Raw genomic sequence first — 17,247 nt, 5'->3', positions numbered from 1 at the left:
GGTCAGAGCATCCACTCGACCGGCAGCCATCTGACGACGGCGGCAAGGCCGCGCTGGAAACGCGAGGTGTTCGGGTCGGTCTCAAAGGTCGTGGTCGTCCCGTCCTTGTTCTGCTGAACCCAGACCAGCCCACCGTCATCGTCCATCTCGACGCGATAGGCAAATTCCGGCTTGTCCAGTTGCCGGGCCAGATCTGTCGCGATCGTGGGGCTCTCGATCAGCAGCCCCATCTCGGTGTTCAGCCGGGCCGAACGCGGGTCCAGATTGTATGAGCCGATAAAGATCCGTTTGCCATCCGAGCCAAACACCTTTGCATGCAGGCCCGACGCAGAGCCTGCGAGAATTTCGGGCAGGCTGCGTTCCTTGTGCTCGTCGCGCAACGCGCGCAGCTCCAGCAACTGAACCCCGCTTGCCAGCAGGTCGTCGCGGTAGGCCATGTAGGCCGCATGAACCGGCATTACATCGGTCGCATCCAGTGAGTTGGTCAGGACCCGGACTTTGACCCCGGATGACGCCAACCGTTCGAGCAGCTCGGCCCCGCGGGGACCGGGAATGAAATAGGCCGAGACCAGATCGAGCGAAGTCTCCGAGCTTTCGGCAAAGGCGATGAGACGCTCGACCATGAGGTTCTCGTCCTCGACCTCTCCAAGCCCCTTTGCCGGGTCATCGACAAAAAGTTCGACCGCGCTCCATTCGAACGGCAGATCGCGGGCGGCGATGCGGTCGGCCAGTTCATTGTCGCGGATCGCCTTTTGGTATCCGGCCCCGGCCGCGGTCTGGCGCGCGGCCTCGGCCAGTGCTTTCAGGCTTGGGTCGGTCGCAGCGGGCAGGAACAACGCGGCATCATAGGCCGAGCCGCTGTTCCAGTAGGCATCGAACGACTCGGCCACCTCGTCCACGATCGGACCGATCGCGATGGTATCGACATCCAGATAGTGTGTCCCGGCCCCGTAGTCGAAATAGATGTCGCCGATGTTTCGGCCACCGACAATCGTGGCCACACCGTCCACCGTCATGGACTTGTTGTGCATGCGGCGGTTCAAGCGGCCGAAATCGAACACATAGGACAGCAGCTTGGGATTGCGCAGCGTGAACGGGTTGAAGATGCGGACACGGGCGGTTGGCATGGCATCCAGTTCAGCCAGAAGAGGGTCCAGCCCCGAGATGCCGTTGTCATCGACCAGAAGGCGCACGCGCACGCCCCGTTCCGCCGCCGCACGCAATTCGTCCAGCAGCATCAGGCCGGTCACGTCATCCTGCCAGATGTAGTATTGGGCATCTATGGACGAGACCGCCTCACGCGCGAGAATGGCGCGGGCAGCAAATGCGGTATGCCCCTGACCGAGGGGGCGGACGCCGTCCAGTCCGGGGTTGCGCTGCATCGCCGGCTCGATGGCTTGGCCCAGCGGACCAGTCCAATCCGTGGGCTGGCGGTATGTCCGCTCCGAGAAATTGGTCTCGGGCAGCGGAAAGGCCAACCGCAGCCCAAGCACGCCCAGGCCGAGGATCACAGCCACGGTCACCAAAGTCTTGATCAGCCGCATCGCGCCCTCGTCTTTGCCCAATCATACACACGCGAACCTTGCCGCATCGGGCAGGGCAAGTTCAAGCATGGTTCGGCAGGGGCTTGAGGTTTAACCCCGGGGAATGTCGAACTCCGCCGGCGCCAATTCGAACCCGTCGAACTGAAACCCCGGCGAGACGACACAGCTGACCAGCGTGCAGTCTCCGGTGCTGCGGGCGGCCTGCCAATGCCCGGCAGGTACGATGACCTGCGGCGCGCCCTCGCTCAGATCGGGGGACAGCATGTGGTCGGTTGCCGGTCCGGTGTCGGTTTCGCTGATCGACAGGATCAGCGGTGCGCCGGCGTGAAACAGCCAGATCTCGGTCGCATCAACCCGGTGCCAGTGGCTGACCTCGCCCTGTTTCAGCAGGAAATAGATGCAGGTCGCGGTGGGGCGGCCGCTGTTGCCCGCGCGCCATGTCTCGGCATACCAGCCGCCTTCGGGGTGGGGCTGCAGTTGCAGGTGGTCGATGATCTGGTCGGCGGTCATGATGGGCCTTTCACGGCGATGGGATTTGGTGCTGGCAATACTGCGCACAGATCATATGTTTGCGCCATGACCCTGACGATCCCCTTCGACAATTCCTATGCCCGGCTGCCCGGCGCCTTTTATGCGCTCCAGTCGCCCGAGCCCGTGCGCGCGCCGCGGCTGGTGGCTTTCAATGACGATCTGGCGCAGGTGCTGGGCATCTCGCCCGGTGACGCGCAGGACATGGCCCAGGTGTTTGCGGGCAACGCTCTGCCGAACGGGGCCGAGCCGCTGGCGCAGCTGTATTCCGGTCATCAGTTCGGCAACTACAACCCGCAGCTGGGAGACGGGCGCGCGGTGCTGCTGGGCGAGGTGGTGGGCGCGGACGGGATCCGCCGCGACATTCAGCTCAAGGGCTCGGGGCGCACGCCGTTCTCACGGCAGGGGGACGGGCGGGCCTGGCTGGGGCCGGTTCTGCGCGAATATGTCGTGTCCGAGGCGATGCATGCGCTGGGCATTCCCACCACGCGCGCCTTGGCGGCAGTGGAAACCGGTGAGGTCGTGCTGCGCGAGGGCCCGATGCCCGGAGCGGTACTGACCCGCGTGGCGCAAAGCCATCTGCGGGTGGGCACGTTCCAGGTGTTCGCCGCACGCGGCCAGATCGCCGACCTGCGGCGGCTGACCGATTATGCCATTGAACGCCACTATCCGGACGCCATCGGGCCGATGGGCCTGTTGCGCGCCGTGCGTGACGCGCAGGCCGCGCTGATCGCGCAATGGATGGCGGTGGGCTTCATCCACGGGGTGATGAACACCGACAACTGCGCCATCTCGGGCGAAACCATCGACTATGGCCCCTGCGCCTTCATGGACAGCTATCACCCCAACACCGTCTACAGTTCGATCGACCGGATGGGGCGCTATGCCTATTCCAACCAGCCCGAAATCGCGGTGTGGAACCTGGCGCAGCTGGCGACGGCGCTGATCCAGCAGATCGAGGACAAGCAGGCCGCCGTGGAAGAGGCGACCGAGATCGTCCATGCCATGCCCGAATTGATGCAGCAGCACTGGCTGCGCCGATTCCGGGCCAAGATCGGCCTGACCACCGAGGAGGACGGCGACCTTGCGCTGATCTCGGACCTGCTGACGCGGATGGCGCAGAACCAGGCCGATTTCACCAACACCTTCCGCGCGCTGGGCAGCGATGCGGCGCGGGACCAGTTCACCGATCCGGCGGCTTTTGACGGCTGGGCCGAGGGGTGGCGCGCGCGACTGACGCGCGAGGCGGACCCGGCCGCGGTGATGCACGCGGCCAACCCGGCCTTCATCCCGCGCAACCACCGGGTCGAACAGATGATCCAGGCCGCCGTTCAGGGCGACTATGCCCCGTTCCACCGGCTGAACGCAGTGCTGGCCCGGCCTTATGACGACCAGCCCGACGCCGCCGACCTGAGGCGCCCGCCCACGCAGGACGAGGTGGTGCATGCCACCTTTTGCGGCACCTGAGCGGGTTTCGGCATCTGTGCTGAACTATCGGCTTGCGTCCGGGCGCGATCCTGCGAATCCTGACGGGGTACAACCGTAGAAAACCGATGACCACTTTGCCCAAGCTGCGCCTTGCCAGCTACAACATCCAGAAATGCGTCGGACTGGACCTGCGACGCCAGCCGCAGCGCATCGTGCAGGTGCTGGACCGGCTGGGCGCCGATATCGTAGTGCTTCAAGAGGCCGACAAACGCCTGCCGCCGCGCCCGGCGGCGCTGCCGCATTTCATGCTGGACGAGGCCGGGTGGAAGATCGTCGATCTGGGCGGTGCGGGCAGTCTGGGCTGGCATGGCAACGCGGTGATCTGGCGGGGAGACCACATCCGGGTGCGCTGCGCCGCGCATCACGATCTGCCGGGGCTGGAGCCGCGCGGGGCGGTCCGGGTCGAGTTCGACACCCATATCGGGCCTTTGCGGGTGATGGGGATGCATCTGGGGCTGTTCTCGGCGTGGCGCCGTCAGCAGATCATCCACCTGCGGCAGGACGGCCGCGCGCTGGACCGGATGCCCACCGTCTGGGCAGGGGATTTCAACGAATGGTCACGCCAACCGATTCTTGACCGTCTGGCTCCCGACATGCGGTTCCTGCCGCCTGTGCCCAGCTTTCCCGCCGCGCAGCCTCTGGGCGCGCTGGACCGGATCGCGCTGGGCGGTGGGCTCGAGGCGCTGGCCCACGGCGTGCACGGGGAACGGCCCGCGCATATCGCCTCGGACCACCTGCCGGTCTGGGCCGATCTGCGGCTGGCGGGCTAAGGCGCAGCGGGCGCAAATCACAGTGGCGAAATCTGCGCGGACGTACTAAGACAGAAACCCGAACGGATTCTGGGGGATGACATGGCGGACACGATCATCGCGCGTTGCGAAGCTAAAGGCCTGCGCATGACCGGCCAGCGTCGAACCATCGCGCACGTACTGCAGGACAGTGATGATCATCCCGATGTCGAGGAACTGTACGCACGCGCCTCGGCGCTGGATGCGGGCATTTCGATCGCAACCGTCTATCGCACCGTCAAACTTTTCGAAGAGGCCGGCATTCTCGAACGGCTGGAATTCGGCGACGGGCGTGCGCGCTATGAGGACGCCGAGCGCGACCACCACGATCACCTGATCGACATGAACTCGGGCGAGGTGATTGAATTCGTGGACCCCGAGATCGAAGCCCTGCAGGAAAAGATCGCCTCGAAGCTGGGCTATCGCCTGAAAGGTCATCGGCTGGAGTTGTACGGAGTTCCGCTGGACAAGGACTGATCCGGCCGGGACACATCACCAAAAGCGATTGGTCATCTAAAATCTATTCATGATTCCAAGCCCTCTTCGCGCTTGCCACGGGCGCGCGATCCGGGTCTTCTGCGTTGCGACGCGGCAATTAAGCCGTCCGAATTCAATAGGCAATGACATGAACAACGCGAACGGCATCCTGCTGGTCATCGGCGCTATGGCCGCCTTCACGCTTGAGGACATGTTCATCAAGCATTTGTCGGTCACCGTGCCGACCGGTCAGGTCATGATCGTGTTGGGGCTGTTCTGCGCGCTAGTCTTTGCCGCCATGGCCATCGTGACACGCAAACCGATCTTTGACTCGGCCGCCTGGCAACCGCTGTTCGTGATCCGCGCGTGCACCGAGGCGGTCGGGGCGCTGAGCTTTGTCACCGCCTTGTTCCTGGTCGACCTGTCGACCGTTGCGGCCGTGTTCCAGGCGATGCCGCTGGTGGTCACGATGGGGGCCGCACTCTTCCTGCGCGAACAGGTCGGCTGGCGCCGTTGGAGCGCAATCGGTGTCGGGTTTATCGGCGTTCTGATGATCATCCGCCCCGGTCTGGACGGGTTTCGGCCCGAGGCTCTGTTCGTGGTGGCCAGCGTCATCGCCATTGCCGCGCGGGACCTGATCACCCGCCGGCTGGACGCGCGCGTGGCCTCGGCCGTGGTGGCGCTGCAGGCCTATGCGGCAGTCGCGATTGCCGGCGGCGTGCTGATGCTGACCTCGGCGCAGCCTCTGGCGCCGCTGCAGATGGGGCAGATCGGACCCTATCTCGGTGCCGTTGGATTCGGTGTTCTAGGCTATCTGGGGATCGTGACCGCAATGCGCGTGGGCGAGGCCTCGGCCCTGACCCCGTTCCGCTATACGCGTTTGCTGTTCTCGATCCTGGCAGGGATGTGGATGTTCGGCGAGCGGCCGGACCTGATGACCATGATCGGCGCGTCGCTGATCATCGGGTCGGGCATGTACACGTTCATCCGCGAACGGCGCATTGCGCGGGCCATGGCTCCGGCGGTCTGCTGACCTGTTGGCGCAAACACGCCGCTGTTGGCGCTAAAGGCCGGAAAATATGCGTGTTAGCGATAACGGACCCGGTTTACTTTTCCCCGCGTGCTGGTATGAGGCATGCAACCGAACGCATTTTCAGGGACCGGTATCATGAGCACCATCATCGACATCCACGCACGCGAAATCCTGGACAGCCGGGGCAACCCCACCGTCGAGGTGGACGTGGTTCTGGAAGACGGCACCATGGGCCGGGCCGCCGTGCCTTCGGGCGCATCGACCGGCGCCTATGAGGCGGTGGAAAAGCGCGATGGCGACAAGTCCCGTTACATGGGCAAGGGCGTGCTCGAAGCCGTGGCCGCCGTGAACGGCGAGATCGCCGAAGAGCTGGTGGGCTTTGACGCGACCGAGCAGGTGGCGATCGACGCCGCCATGATCGAGCTGGACGGCACCCCGAACAAGGGCCGCCTGGGCGCCAACGCCATTCTGGGCGTGTCGCTGGCCGTGGCCAAGGCGGCGGCGGATTTCACCACCCAGCCGCTCTATCGCTACGTGGGGGGCACCTCGGCGCGGGTTCTGCCGGTGCCGATGATGAACATCATCAATGGCGGCGAACATGCCGACAACCCGATCGACATCCAGGAATTCATGATCATGCCCGTGGCCGCCAGCAACATCCGCGAAGCGGTGCGCATGGGTTCGGAAGTGTTCCACACTCTGAAAAAGGAACTATCGGCCGCCGGGCTGGCCACCGGTGTCGGCGACGAGGGCGGGTTTGCCCCCAACATCGCCTCGACCCGCGAGGCACTGGATTTCATCCTCAAGTCGATCGAGAAGGCGGGCTACAAGCCGGGTGACGAGATCTACCTGGCGCTCGATTGCGCCGCCACCGAGTATTACAAGGACGGCAAATACGTCCTGTCGGGCGAGGGCAAGACCCTCAGCAGCGACGAGAACGTGGCCTATCTGGCAGCCCTGGTGAACGACTATCCGATCATCTCGATCGAGGATGGCATGTCCGAGGATGACTGGGACGGCTGGAAGGCGCTGACCGACGAGCTGGACGGCAAGGTGCAGCTGGTAGGTGACGACCTGTTCGTGACCAACCCCGCGCGTCTGGCCGAAGGGATCGAGAAGGGCTGCGCCAACTCGATGCTGGTCAAGGTGAACCAGATCGGTTCGCTGACCGAGACCCTGCGTGCCGTGGATATGGCGCACCGCGCCCGCTATACCAACGTGATGTCGCACCGCTCGGGCGAGACCGAGGACGCTACCATCGCCGATCTGGCCGTGGCGACCAACTGCGGTCAGATCAAGACCGGCTCGCTAGCGCGGTCGGACCGGCTGGCCAAGTACAACCAGCTGATCCGCATCGAGGAAACGCTGGGCGAGGTCGCGGAATACGCGGGGCGTTCGATCCTTCGCAAGTAACGCTCAAGCTGCTAGGCTGACCCCCGACATTGGCCGGGGGTCCGTCATGCTTAGTATCGTTGAACCAAGAGCGCCGGACCAGTTCGATGCTGTCCGGCGTTTGTGTTGGGATTATCACGCCTATCTGCTGACGTTGGATGAACGATCGCGGCAGGTCGTGAACACGTTCTATCCACCCGAGAAATATGCGGCTGTTCTGTCCGCCATCGAAGTCGAGCATATGCCACCCAAGGGCGGGACCCGGCTGGCGATGCTGGACGGGCAGGCGGTGGGCTGCGGGATGTTCCAGACGATCGGTCCGGGTATCGCCGAGATCAAGCGCGTGTTCGTGACCGATGACGCTCGGGGCACTGGCGCGGGGTGTGCGATCATGCAGGCGCTGATTGCCCAGTGCCGCAAGGACGGGTTTGAGATGATCCGGATGGACACCGGAAAACCGCTGGAAGCGGCGACTCGGCTGTATCTGTCGCTGGGGTTCAAGCTGCGCGATGCCTATTCGGATATACCCAAGATCGCCCAAGGCCAGCTGTTGTTCTTCGAAATGTCACTGGCGGACGACTCTGCCGAACCCGATGGAATTGCAGGGTAATCTCCCTTTACGCCCGAGTTTGGGGCAGGCAGGGAGAAAAAATGCAAACATAAATGTGATTATGTGTGAACTTGTTCCTACAAGTGCGAGGTTGTCGGGCGTAGCTTGACGGTACAGCAGAAAAGGAGAACGTGATGTCCGCTTCAAGAATCCTTCTCGTTATTTCCGTGCTTTCCGTCGGGGTTCTGGCGGCCTGCGCAGGGCCTGACACCTACCCGATCACCGGCGAGCCGGTGTCGCAGAACGATCCGGTGCAAGAGATGTACTACAATCCCGGGCTGATCTTCCGCGGCGAGTCACGCTAGAGCTTTTTGCTCATCAACATGTAACGGTCGCGCGGTTTGAAACCGGTCCTAAGGTAGAGTTTCTGCGCGGCTTCGTTGGTTCGATCCACTTCCAGATGCAGGGCCGTCAGGCCGGCACCCGCCAGCGCTTTGGGCAAGTCCAATAGAACCTCGGTGGCGATTCCGCGGCCGCGAATGGCGGGCCGGATGTAGATTTCATCGACGAACCCGTCCATCCCCCCGAACTCGACCGACCAACCGAAGGTCAGGATGATGTAGCCCAACGGTGCGCGCGACGGGCCGATCAGATAAATACAGCCATGCGGGATGCCTTCCAGCAGCGGCGTCAGCGCATCGCGCCTTTGGTCGGGGTCCTGTTCGATCCCGGCCTCAGCGTGAAAGGCGGCGACCAGGCCCATCAGGCGATCAAGGTCCTCGGGACGGGCAAGGCGCAGAGCGGCACTCATAGCCGCGCCAGCCGTTCGGTCAGCAAGGCAAAGAACCCGTCGGCGTCCACGTCGCCGATGAACAGCGCGTTGGGCTTGCGGTCGGTGACGCCCCACCAGTCGGCGACGGTCATGCCGAGCGTGAGGTCCGACTGGGTTTCGATCTCGACGTTCACATGGCGGCCCGAGAACAGCTCGGGGCGGATCAGATAGGCGGTCACGCAGGGATCGTGCAGGGGCGCGCCCTCGCTTCCGTATTTTTCCTTGTCGAAACGTTCGAAGAAATCGGTCATCTCGGCCACTGCGATTCCAACCTTGGTGCCAAGGGCGCGGAAGGCGTCGTTGCGCGGTTTGGTAACCAGCGCCTTGTGCGTCACGTCCAGCGGCATCACCACGATCGGAACGCCGGATTTGAACACGATATCAGCGGCCTCGGGGTCGACATGAATGTTGAATTCGGCGGTGGGTGTGATGTTTCCGACTTCGAAGTAAGCGCCACCCATCAGCACGATTTCCTGCACGCGCTCAACAATGTCGGGCGCCTTCTGAAAAGCCGTGGCGATGTTTGTCAGCGGCCCCAGCGGGCAGAGGGTGACGGTGCCGGAATCCTGTGCGCGCAGCGTGTCGATGATGAAATCGACGCCATGCCCCTCGGCCAACGGTATCTGCGGGTCAGGCAGGACGGGGCCGTCCAGCCCGGTTTTGCCATGCACGTGCTCGGCGGTGATCAGAGGACGTTTCAAAGGGCGGTCGCACCCGGCAAAGACCGGAATGTCGGTGCGCCCGGCCAGTTCGCAGACGATGCGCGCATTCTTTGCGGTCAGCTCCAGCGGCACGTTGCCGGCGACGGCGGTGATGCCCAGAACCTCGATCTCGTCTGGGCTGGCCAGCGCCAGCAGGATGGCGACGGCGTCGTCCTGTCCGGGGTCGGTGTCGATGATGATCTTGCGCGCGGTCATGGGGCCTCCGGGGTCTTGAAGGGCGGAGACTGTCAATCCGCGCGCCGCTTGTCCAGCGGTTTCAGGCCCCTGTTCCGGTGGCCACCGGCGGGAGTTTGCCATTTGCCCGGTGTTCTTCGGTTTTCACCGCGTCCCACAGGGCGTCCATCTCTTCCAGCGTGCTGTCTGACGGCGTCTTGCCACGTGCGGCCAGCCGGGCTTCGACCTGTTCGAACCGGCGGGTGAACTTGGCGTTGGTGCGGCGCAGCGCGGCCTCGGGCTCGATGCCCATATGGCGGCCGAGATTGACGATCACGAACAGCAGGTCGCCGAACTCGTCCTCGAGCGCGTCCGCGTCCATCTGGTCGCGCGCCTCTGTCAGTTCGGCGGCCTCTTCGGTGATCTTGGCCAGCACATGGCTGACATCGGGCCAGTCGAAACCCACCCGCGCGGCGCGTTTCTGCAGCTTGTAGGCGCGCAGCAGGGCGGGCAGGTTGGCGGCCACCCCGTCCAGAGCGCCTTTCTGTTCCTTGCCCGCGCGCTCGGCGGCCTTGATCGCCTCCCAGTCGCGGGTCTGCTGTTCGGCGGACTTGTCGCGGGATTCGTCGCCGAAGACATGCGGATGGCGGGCCACCATCTTGTCGGACATGGTGCGCACCACGTCCTGAAAGGTGAAATGCCCCGCCTCTTCGGCCATCTGCGCGTGAAAGACCGACTGGAACAGCAGGTCGCCCAGCTCGCCCTTGAGCTCGTCCCAGGCTTGTCGCTCGATGGCGTCGGCGACCTCGTAAGCCTCTTCGATCGTGTAGGGGGCGATGGTGGCGAAATCCTGTTCGATGTCCCACGGGCAGCCGGTTTCCGGGTCGCGCAGGCGGCGCATGATCTCCAGCAGCCGCTCGATTCCGGCGTCGGTATCGTGGATCAGTGGATTTTCAGCCATTGCGAAGCCCCTTGTTCCGGTGTCAGATGCATCCATCCCGCAGCTTGGATCAGGAGTCCACCCCCGATGCCCGTCGTCAACCGCATTGCCGATTACGCCGCCGACATGGCCGAATGGCGCCAGCACCTGCACACGATCCCGGAACTGGAGTTCGACTGCCACCAGACCGCCGCTTTCGTGGCCGAGCGGCTGCGTGAATTCGGCGTGGACGAATTGCACGAAGGGATCGCGCAGACAGGGATCGTGGCGATCATCACCGGGCAGGGCGATGGCCCCACGATCGGGCTGCGCGCCGACATGGATGCGCTGCCGATCGCTGAGGAAACGGGTGTGGACTATGCCTCGAAGACACCGGGCATGATGCATGCTTGCGGGCATGACGGGCACACCACTATGCTGCTGGGCGCGGCGCGGTACCTGGCCGAGACGCGGAATTTCCGGGGCCGGGTGGCGTTGCTGTTCCAACCCGCCGAGGAAGAGGGCGGTGGTGCCGATATCATGGTCAAAGAGGGTGTGATGGACCGGTTCGACATCGCTCAGGTCTATGCCCTGCACAACGCGCCGGGCTTTGCCGAGGGCGCGTTCTATACCACGCCTGGGCCGATCATGGCGGCGGTCGATACGTTCGACATCCACATTCAGGGCGTGGGTGGCCACGGTGCCATGCCGCACGAGACGCGCGACCCGGTCATGGCCGCCTGCGGAATCGCCCAGGCGATCCAGACCATCGTCAGCCGCAACCACTATGCGCTGGACGATCTGGTGATCTCGGTCACCCAGATCCACACCGGGACCGTGAACAATGTGATCCCCGACACCGCCTATCTGAACGGCACCGTCCGCACTTTCGATCCGGCGGTGCAGCAGATGGTGATGAACCGTCTTGAAGAAATCGTGCAGGGGCAGGCGGCGTCCTACGGGGTCACGGCGACGCTGGATTATGTCGTCGGCTATCCGGCCACGGTCAACGATGCGGACAAGACCGGTTTCGCCGCCGAAGTTGCGCGCGAGGTCTCGGGAGCCGATCGGGTGATCGCCGAAGCCGGGCGCGAGATGGGGGCCGAAGATTTCTCGTACATGCTGCAGGAACGTCCGGGTGCCTATCTGTTCCTGGGGCAGGGCGACGGGCCCGGGTTGCACCACCCCAAGTACAATTTCAACGACGAGATCGCACCGGTGGGTGCCTCGTTCTTTGCGCGCATCGTCGAAAAGGCGCAGCCGTTGACCTGACGGTCCGGTCGATATCAGGAAGGAAACGGGCCAAAATGGCATTGGAAGACGCAAAAAATCAGGTCGATGAGGCCTTTACCAACCCCGACCTGAAGGGGTTGAGCTATGAAAACACCTTTGGCGGGGCGACGTCCTTTCTGCGGCGGCTGTACACCAAGGATCTGACCGGCGCCGATATCGCGGTGACCGGCGTGCCGTTCGATCAGGCGGTGACCAACCGCCCCGGTACCCGTCTGGGTCCGCGCGCGATCCGCGAGGCCAGCGCCCTGCAATCGCCCGATGCGCCCTATGGCTGGCCCTTCGATGCGCTCAGCGAGCTGGCGATCATCGACTATGGCGACATGGCCTATGACTATGCCAACATCCCGGCCTTTCCCGACACGCTGACCAATCATATCCGTACCATTCTGGCGGCGGATGTGGCCTCGGTCACGCTGGGGGGCGACCACTATATCAGCTTTCCGATCCTCAAGGCCTATGCCGAGAAATACGGCCCGATGTCCCTGTTGCAGTTCGACGCCCATACCGACACCTGGGCCGATGACGACATGAGCCGGGTGGACCACGGCACCATGTTCTACAAGGCGGTGAAGTCGGGAATCGTGGACCCGAAACGCTCGGTCCAGGTGGGGATCCGCACCACCAACGAGGACACGCTGGGCGTCAACATCATCGACGCGCGCGAGGTCTATGAATCTGGACCCGCCGCCGTGGCGCAGAAGATCAAAGGCATCCTGGGCGACAGTCCGGTCTATCTGAGCTTTGACATCGACGGGCTGGACCCGGCCTTTGCGCCTGGCACCGGCACGCCGGTCTGGGGTGGGCTCAGCTCGATTCAGGCGCAGATCATTCTGCGCGACATCGCCGGGATCAACATCAAGGGCGGCGACGTGGTCGAGGTGTCTCCGCCGTATGATACGTCCGGTGCAACGGCGATCGCGGGGGCGCATGTGGCGACCCAGATCATCTGCCTGCTGGGATGGACCAAGCTGGCGAAAGACGGGCGGCTTTAACCTTTGGTTAGCCTTGGTTTTGCTATGGCCGGTATCAGGTGAACCAACGGGACAGGGGGCGCGCACGCCATGAGCCAATTCAACCAACCCATCAGCGGCAATGATCTGGCGCGGTTTTCCGGGCCGAACACCTTCATGCGGTTGCCCGCGGCCGATACGCTGGCGGGGCTGGACGTGGCGGTGCTGGGCGTGCCGATGGATATCGGAACCTCATGGCGGTCGGGCACCCGATTCGGCCCCAAACAGATCCGCGCCGAAAGCGCGATGATCCGGCCCTACAACATGGCTACCTTCGCCGCGCCTTTCGACAGCCTCCAGATCGCCGATATCGGAGATCTGGCGATCAACACCTTCTCGCTGGCCGACAGCCTTCGGATCATCAAGGAAAGCTATGACGCGATCCTGGCACAGGGCGTGATCCCGGTGGCGATGGGGGGCGACCATTCGATCACCTTGCCGATCCTGCGGGCCGTTGCCGCGAAACACGGGCCCGTTGCCTTGGTGCATGTGGACGCCCATGCCGACGTCAATGATGAGATGTTCGGTGAGCGCGAGACCCACGGAACCGTCTTCCGCCGCGCGTATGAAGAGGGGCTGATCGTGCCCGACAAGACCTTTCAGGTCGGTATCCGCGGGTCGGGCTATGCGGCCAGCGATTTCACCGAGGCCAAGGGCTGGGGGTTCCGGCAGTTTCCTGCGTGGGAGTTGTGGCAACAAAACCTGACTCAAATCGGAGCGTTGATCCGCAAGGAAATCGGCGAGCATCCGGTTTATGTCACCTACGACATCGACAGCCTGGACCCGGCCTATGCCCCCGGCACCGGCACGCCCGAGATCGGCGGGCTGACCACGCCGCAGGCGCTGCAGCTGATCCACGCGCTGGGGGGCATGAACGTGGTCGGCTGCGACCTGGTCGAGGTCTCACCGCCCTATGATCCGTCGGGCAACACTGCGCTGACGGCGGCCAACCTGCTGTTCGAGCTGCTGTGCATCCTGCCCGGTGTGACGTCACGGTAAGCGGGGCCGGCAGGTCTTGCCAGGTACCGGCGGGCGGCTAGGGTTCTGCCGGAAGGTCTGATTGGAATGAAACGCATGGTTCTTTGGTTGATCGTCGCCGCGGTTGTCGGGCTTGGCCTCTATGTGCGGCTGGCACCGGCCGATCCCGCGCGCTGGCATGTGCCAGTCGTGGCCGAGGCAGATCGTGACCTGCCCGGAGGCGTGATCCGCGTGGTGCAGACCGGGCCGGACGGCCTCGCGCGGCTGGACAAGATGGCGCGGTCGACGCCGCGTACGACGGTGCTGGCCGGATCGGTGGATGAGGGCCTGATCACCTATGTGTCCCGCAGCCGGGTGTTCGGCTTTCCCGACTACACTACCGCCCAGCAGGACGGCGACACGTTGCGCATCTATGGACGGTTACGATTTGGCCGACGGGATTTCGACGTCAACCGCACCCGGGTCGACGGTTGGCTGGCGGCTCTGCAGTCCTGAAGACAGGCACCCCTCGGACACCTCGCGCCACATCGGCACGTTCAGCGACATCTGGCACTGAGCCATGAACATGCGGCCATCGACCTGCAGGCAGACCATCTCACCCAGTTCCACCCGCGCGCCGGAGGTGTCGGTGCAATAGCAATCCTGCACCTTGCCACCGGGGCCGATGACATCGGCCAGACCGGGCGTTGCGCAGACGATCAGCAGGGCCATGATCCGTTTCATGGGCATAGCTTAGCACAAGCCGGGGCCTTGACCAAAGCCGTCGGATGATAGACACCGCCCCAATGATCCCCGAAGAACGTCTTGAACAGATCACCCAGCGATTCCAGTACCTCGAAGCGGCCATGTCCGATGGCGCCTCGGGCGGGGATATCGCGGCTTTGGCCAAGGAATATTCCGACCTCAAACCGGTGGTCGAACAGATCGCAGCCTGGCGCCAGCTGCGGGCCGATCTGGCCGAGGCCGAAGCGATGCTGGGCGACCCCGAAATGAAAGAGCTGGCCGAGGAGGAGATCCCGCAGCTCAAGGCGCGCATCCCCGAGGTCGAGCATGCGCTGCAACTGGCGCTGCTGCCCAAGGACGCGGCCGATGCGCGGCCGGCGATGCTGGAGATCCGCCCCGGCACCGGCGGCGACGAGGCGGCTTTGTTCGCGGGCGACCTGCTGCGGATGTATCAGCGCTATGCCGAGGCGCGCGGCTGGCAGCTAGAGATCATCGAAGAACAGCAGACCGAACTGGGCGGCATCAAGGAAGTGGTGGCCCATATCAAGGGCGACAACGTCTTTGCCCGGCTGAAATACGAATCCGGCGTGCACCGCGTACAGCGTGTACCCGAAACCGAGAGCGGCGGGCGCATCCACACCTCGGCGGCGACTGTGGCGGTTCTGCCCGAGGCCGAGGACGTGGATATCCAGATCGACCCGAATGACATTCGCATCGACACGATGCGCAGCTCGGGTGCAGGCGGGCAGCATGTGAACACCACCGACTCGGCGGTACGGATCACCCACCTGCCGACAGGGATCGTGGTGACCAGTTCCGAGAAGTCGCAGCACCGCAACCGCGAGATCGCGATGCAGGTGCTCAAGACGCGTCTCTATGACCTCGAACGTCAGCGGATCGACAGCGAACGCTCGGCCGACCGGGCCAGCCAGGTGGGGTCGGGCGACCGCTCCGAGCGCATCCGTACCTATAATTTCCCGCAGGGCCGGATGACAGATCACCGGATCAACTTGACGCTCTACAAGCTCGACCAGATCATGCAGGGCGACCTAGACGAGGTGATCGATGCGCTGACCGCCGATGATCAGGCGCGCCTGTTGGCGGAGATGGCGCAATGATCGCGGCGCTGACAGCGGCACAGGCCATGGTGGCCGCCACCGCGCGCCTGCGGGCCGCAGGTGTGGACGACCCGGCGCGGGACGCCCGGGTTCTGCTGGCCCATGCCGCCCGGATCGAGGCCAGCCGCGTGACCCTGATCGCGCCCGAAGAGCTCTCGCCCGAGATCGCCGAACGGTATGAGCAACTGGTGTCGCTGCGCGCGATCCGGGTGCCGGTTTCCCATCTTCTGGGCGAGCGCGAATTCTACGGCCGACGCTTCCGCGTCAGCCGCGACGTGCTGGACCCGCGCCCCGAAACTGAAGCGCTGATCGAAGCGGCCCTGAGCCAGCCGTTTGACCGGGTGCTCGACCTGGGCGTCGGCTCAGGCTGCATCCTGATCACCCTGCTGGCAGAACGCACCAGCGCAACCGGGCTGGGCGTCGATCTGAGCGAGGCAGCCTGTCTGCAGGCAAGTGCGAATGCGGTGGCCCACGGGGTGCAGGATCGGGCGGAAATCCAGCGCTCGGACTGGTTCGAAAACATTGGTGGCCATTTCGACCTGATCGTTTCCAATCCGCCCTATATCGCGCTCGACGAAATGGATGACTTGTCGCCCGAAGTGCGCGAGCACGAGCCGCGCCTGGCCTTGACGGATGAAGCGGACGGGCTGGACGCCTATCGCCGGATTGCGGCCGGCGCCCCTGATCACCTTGTGCCCGGCGGACGGCTTCTGGTGGAAATCGGCCCGACACAGGCGCAGGCGGTCGGCGCGTTGTTCGACGCGGCGGGGCTGGCGGATATCCGTGTGGTTCCTGATCTGGACGGGCGGGACCGGGTGGTGGGCGCCAGAATGCCGGGCTAGCCGCGGATTCTGAGGCCGATTTACGCCGGTCGGGGTAAAAAACCCGGCATTTGGTGTATTAACCCCTTGTCTGCGCCGTCAGGACATGCTTACTCAGAGTAGTCAGCGCGGTTGACGCCCCTTCGGCGCACCCCTGACGCCAAGCCCAAAAAAGTCGACATCCCGTGACGGCACAGGCCACAGAGCAGCGCAGAATACGGGTGGATCGACAGTGCAAGACAAGGCTGACGTACAGTAAGATGAGATCCTCCAAATCCCGCTCGCGGGCAAAGAACAACCGCAATCGTCCCTCTGGTGGAAACGTCGTTAACCGGGTTTTCGACAGCTCGGGGCCCGAGGGCAAGGTGCGCGGCACGCCGCAGCAGATCATTGACAAGTACAACCAGCTGGCGCGCGATGCACAGCTGGCCAATGACCGCGTCGCTGCCGAAAACTTTCAGCAACATGCCGAGCATTACCTGCGCCTGCTGAGCGAGGCGCAACGCGAAATGGAAGCGCGTCGGGAAGAGCAGGAACGCCAGAACCGCGAGCGTCAGGCCGAGCGCGATCGGGAGCGGGCGGAACGGCAGGAACGTGAAGCCGCACGCCAGGCGGACCCGGCCGAGGCTCCGCAGCCGGACATCGTTGATCTGAACGCCGATTCGGATACTCCTGAATCCGGGCTTGTCGAGACGCCCGAAAGCGCGGGCGCCAAGGCCGAAGCGGCCGAGCGCAAGGACAAACCTGCCCGGAGACCGCGCGCACGCAAGCCTAAGGCCGTAGAAGAGCAGGCCCCCCAAGGCGGCGGTGATGCACCAGAGGCTGCCGAATAAGCCATAGCGGTTGCGCACAGAGTTCAAAGGCCCCGGTCAGAGATG

The 17,247-nt window shown here is 64.1% G+C and carries 20 protein-coding genes; 14 read left to right on the top strand and 6 right to left on the bottom strand.

The window, feature by feature from the left end; translation table 11 throughout:
• Positions 1 to 2: 2 nt before the first annotated feature.
• Together GOW72_RS06725 and GOW72_RS06720 are read right to left on the bottom strand one after the other, a co-directional pair.
• Positions 3 to 1,565, bottom strand: coding sequence for a phospholipase D family protein (locus tag GOW72_RS06725; protein WP_244952353.1), 1,563 nt, complete (start codon positions 1,563 to 1,565; stop codon positions 3 to 5).
• Positions 1,566 to 1,634: 69 nt separating this feature from the next.
• Complete coding sequence (locus GOW72_RS06720; RefSeq protein WP_170366187.1) at positions 1,635 to 2,054, bottom strand: cupin domain-containing protein; 420 nt, start codon at positions 2,052 to 2,054, stop codon at positions 1,635 to 1,637.
• Between the two features lie 66 nt (positions 2,055 to 2,120).
• Between GOW72_RS06720 and GOW72_RS06715 the strand changes: the two genes are divergently transcribed.
• From GOW72_RS06715 to GOW72_RS06685, 7 genes are all read left to right on the top strand, one after another.
• Positions 2,121 to 3,539 (top strand): protein adenylyltransferase SelO, encoded by a 1,419-nt coding sequence (locus GOW72_RS06715; RefSeq protein ID WP_170366186.1) that lies wholly within the window; start codon positions 2,121 to 2,123, stop codon positions 3,537 to 3,539.
• Between the two features lie 86 nt (positions 3,540 to 3,625).
• Positions 3,626 to 4,330 carry an endonuclease/exonuclease/phosphatase family protein gene (locus tag GOW72_RS06710; RefSeq protein ID WP_170366184.1) on the top strand — a complete coding sequence of 235 codons (705 nt, stop codon included), beginning with the start codon at positions 3,626 to 3,628 and terminating at the stop codon, positions 4,328 to 4,330.
• An 81-nt stretch (positions 4,331 to 4,411) separates the two neighbouring features.
• Entirely contained in the window at positions 4,412 to 4,825 is a 414-nt protein-coding gene (locus tag GOW72_RS06705; RefSeq protein ID WP_170366182.1) for a Fur family transcriptional regulator, read from the top strand.
• Between the two features lie 148 nt (positions 4,826 to 4,973).
• Positions 4,974 to 5,858 (top strand): DMT family transporter, encoded by an 885-nt coding sequence (locus tag GOW72_RS06700; protein WP_170366180.1) that lies wholly within the window; start codon positions 4,974 to 4,976, stop codon positions 5,856 to 5,858.
• Between the two features lie 135 nt (positions 5,859 to 5,993).
• Positions 5,994 to 7,271 (top strand): phosphopyruvate hydratase, encoded by a 1,278-nt coding sequence (gene eno / locus GOW72_RS06695; protein WP_170366178.1) that lies wholly within the window; start codon positions 5,994 to 5,996, stop codon positions 7,269 to 7,271.
• A 46-nt stretch (positions 7,272 to 7,317) separates the two neighbouring features.
• A complete protein-coding gene (locus tag GOW72_RS06690) occupies positions 7,318 to 7,860 on the top strand; it encodes a GNAT family N-acetyltransferase (RefSeq protein ID WP_170366176.1) in 543 nt (180 codons plus the stop codon).
• A gap of 134 nt (positions 7,861 to 7,994) precedes the next feature.
• The gene (locus GOW72_RS06685) at positions 7,995 to 8,165 is read left to right on the top strand and encodes a hypothetical protein (protein WP_170338259.1); all 171 of its coding nucleotides are present in this window, start codon (positions 7,995 to 7,997) and stop codon (positions 8,163 to 8,165) included.
• Here the strand turns inward: GOW72_RS06685 and GOW72_RS06680 are convergent.
• The 3 genes from GOW72_RS06680 to mazG form a co-directional block, all read right to left on the bottom strand.
• Entirely contained in the window at positions 8,162 to 8,611 is a 450-nt protein-coding gene (locus GOW72_RS06680) for a GNAT family N-acetyltransferase (protein WP_170358922.1), read from the bottom strand. The two genes, GOW72_RS06685 and GOW72_RS06680, sit on opposite strands and share 4 nt — an antisense overlap.
• Entirely contained in the window at positions 8,608 to 9,549 is a 942-nt protein-coding gene (locus GOW72_RS06675) for a nucleoside hydrolase (RefSeq protein WP_170366174.1), read from the bottom strand. The genes GOW72_RS06680 and GOW72_RS06675 overlap by 4 nt, the downstream gene beginning before the upstream one ends.
• Positions 9,550 to 9,610: 61 nt before the next feature.
• Positions 9,611 to 10,468, bottom strand: a complete 858-nt coding sequence (gene mazG, locus GOW72_RS06670) for a nucleoside triphosphate pyrophosphohydrolase (protein ID WP_170366172.1) — start codon at positions 10,466 to 10,468, stop codon at positions 9,611 to 9,613.
• A gap of 66 nt (positions 10,469 to 10,534) precedes the next feature.
• Here mazG and GOW72_RS06665 point away from each other — a divergent pair, with 66 nt between their 5' ends.
• From GOW72_RS06665 to GOW72_RS06650, 4 genes are all read left to right on the top strand, one after another.
• Positions 10,535 to 11,698: a M20 aminoacylase family protein gene (locus GOW72_RS06665; protein WP_170366170.1), complete on the top strand. Its 1,164-nt coding sequence runs from the start codon at positions 10,535 to 10,537 to the stop codon at positions 11,696 to 11,698.
• Between the two features lie 35 nt (positions 11,699 to 11,733).
• Positions 11,734 to 12,711, top strand: a complete 978-nt coding sequence (gene speB, locus GOW72_RS06660; RefSeq protein ID WP_170366168.1) for an agmatinase — start codon at positions 11,734 to 11,736, stop codon at positions 12,709 to 12,711.
• 69 nt (positions 12,712 to 12,780) lie between these two features.
• Positions 12,781 to 13,728, top strand: a complete 948-nt coding sequence (gene speB, locus GOW72_RS06655; RefSeq protein WP_170366166.1) for an agmatinase — start codon at positions 12,781 to 12,783, stop codon at positions 13,726 to 13,728.
• A gap of 66 nt (positions 13,729 to 13,794) precedes the next feature.
• Positions 13,795 to 14,202, top strand: coding sequence for a DUF1499 domain-containing protein (locus tag GOW72_RS06650; RefSeq protein WP_170358933.1), 408 nt, complete (start codon positions 13,795 to 13,797; stop codon positions 14,200 to 14,202).
• Here the strand turns inward: GOW72_RS06650 and GOW72_RS06645 are convergent.
• The gene (locus tag GOW72_RS06645) at positions 14,128 to 14,436 is read right to left on the bottom strand and encodes a hypothetical protein (protein WP_425328542.1); all 309 of its coding nucleotides are present in this window, start codon (positions 14,434 to 14,436) and stop codon (positions 14,128 to 14,130) included. The two genes, GOW72_RS06650 and GOW72_RS06645, sit on opposite strands and share 75 nt — an antisense overlap.
• Before the next feature lie 56 nt (positions 14,437 to 14,492).
• Between GOW72_RS06645 and prfA the strand changes: the two genes are divergently transcribed.
• From prfA to GOW72_RS06630, 3 genes are all read left to right on the top strand, one after another.
• Entirely contained in the window at positions 14,493 to 15,548 is a 1,056-nt protein-coding gene (prfA, locus tag GOW72_RS06640; protein WP_170366164.1) for a peptide chain release factor 1, read from the top strand.
• Entirely contained in the window at positions 15,545 to 16,390 is an 846-nt protein-coding gene (gene prmC, locus GOW72_RS06635; RefSeq protein WP_170366162.1) for a peptide chain release factor N(5)-glutamine methyltransferase, read from the top strand. Before prfA ends, prmC begins: the two co-directional genes overlap by 4 nt.
• A gap of 239 nt (positions 16,391 to 16,629) precedes the next feature.
• Positions 16,630 to 17,202: a DUF4167 domain-containing protein gene (locus GOW72_RS06630; RefSeq protein WP_170338278.1), complete on the top strand. Its 573-nt coding sequence runs from the start codon at positions 16,630 to 16,632 to the stop codon at positions 17,200 to 17,202.
• Positions 17,203 to 17,247: the final 45 nt, after the last annotated feature.

Source organism: Ruegeria arenilitoris (assembly GCF_013032855.1).
Classification (GTDB): Bacteria; Pseudomonadota; Alphaproteobacteria; order Rhodobacterales; family Rhodobacteraceae; genus Ruegeria; species Ruegeria arenilitoris.
Note: the sequence above shows the minus strand (reverse complement) of the source record. Positions and strands in the feature narration are given on the sequence as shown.

Bases quoted from the DNA above. Each gene is read 5' to 3' on its own strand.
- GOW72_RS06720 (WP_170366187.1), bottom strand. From the start codon at position 2,054: ATGACCGCCGACCAGATCATCGACCACCTGCAACTGCAGCCCCACCCC.
- GOW72_RS06715 (WP_170366186.1), top strand. From the start codon at position 2,121: ATGACCCTGACGATCCCCTTCGACAATTCCTATGCCCGGCTGCCCGGC.
- GOW72_RS06710 (WP_170366184.1), top strand. From the start codon at position 3,626: ATGACCACTTTGCCCAAGCTGCGCCTTGCCAGCTACAACATCCAGAAA.
- GOW72_RS06705 (WP_170366182.1), top strand. From the start codon at position 4,412: ATGGCGGACACGATCATCGCGCGTTGCGAAGCTAAAGGCCTGCGCATG.
- GOW72_RS06700 (WP_170366180.1), top strand. From the start codon at position 4,974: ATGAACAACGCGAACGGCATCCTGCTGGTCATCGGCGCTATGGCCGCC.
- eno (WP_170366178.1), top strand. From the start codon at position 5,994: ATGAGCACCATCATCGACATCCACGCACGCGAAATCCTGGACAGCCGG.
- GOW72_RS06690 (WP_170366176.1), top strand. From the start codon at position 7,318: ATGCTTAGTATCGTTGAACCAAGAGCGCCGGACCAGTTCGATGCTGTC.
- GOW72_RS06685 (WP_170338259.1), top strand. From the start codon at position 7,995: ATGTCCGCTTCAAGAATCCTTCTCGTTATTTCCGTGCTTTCCGTCGGG.
- GOW72_RS06680 (WP_170358922.1), bottom strand. From the start codon at position 8,611: ATGAGTGCCGCTCTGCGCCTTGCCCGTCCCGAGGACCTTGATCGCCTG.
- GOW72_RS06675 (WP_170366174.1), bottom strand. From the start codon at position 9,549: ATGACCGCGCGCAAGATCATCATCGACACCGACCCCGGACAGGACGAC.
- mazG (WP_170366172.1), bottom strand. From the start codon at position 10,468: ATGGCTGAAAATCCACTGATCCACGATACCGACGCCGGAATCGAGCGG.
- GOW72_RS06665 (WP_170366170.1), top strand. From the start codon at position 10,535: ATGCCCGTCGTCAACCGCATTGCCGATTACGCCGCCGACATGGCCGAA.
- speB (WP_170366168.1), top strand. From the start codon at position 11,734: ATGGCATTGGAAGACGCAAAAAATCAGGTCGATGAGGCCTTTACCAAC.
- speB (WP_170366166.1), top strand. From the start codon at position 12,781: ATGAGCCAATTCAACCAACCCATCAGCGGCAATGATCTGGCGCGGTTT.
- GOW72_RS06650 (WP_170358933.1), top strand. From the start codon at position 13,795: ATGAAACGCATGGTTCTTTGGTTGATCGTCGCCGCGGTTGTCGGGCTT.
- GOW72_RS06645 (WP_425328542.1), bottom strand. From the start codon at position 14,436: ATGCCCATGAAACGGATCATGGCCCTGCTGATCGTCTGCGCAACGCCC.
- prfA (WP_170366164.1), top strand. From the start codon at position 14,493: ATGATCCCCGAAGAACGTCTTGAACAGATCACCCAGCGATTCCAGTAC.
- prmC (WP_170366162.1), top strand. From the start codon at position 15,545: ATGATCGCGGCGCTGACAGCGGCACAGGCCATGGTGGCCGCCACCGCG.
- GOW72_RS06630 (WP_170338278.1), top strand. From the start codon at position 16,630: ATGAGATCCTCCAAATCCCGCTCGCGGGCAAAGAACAACCGCAATCGT.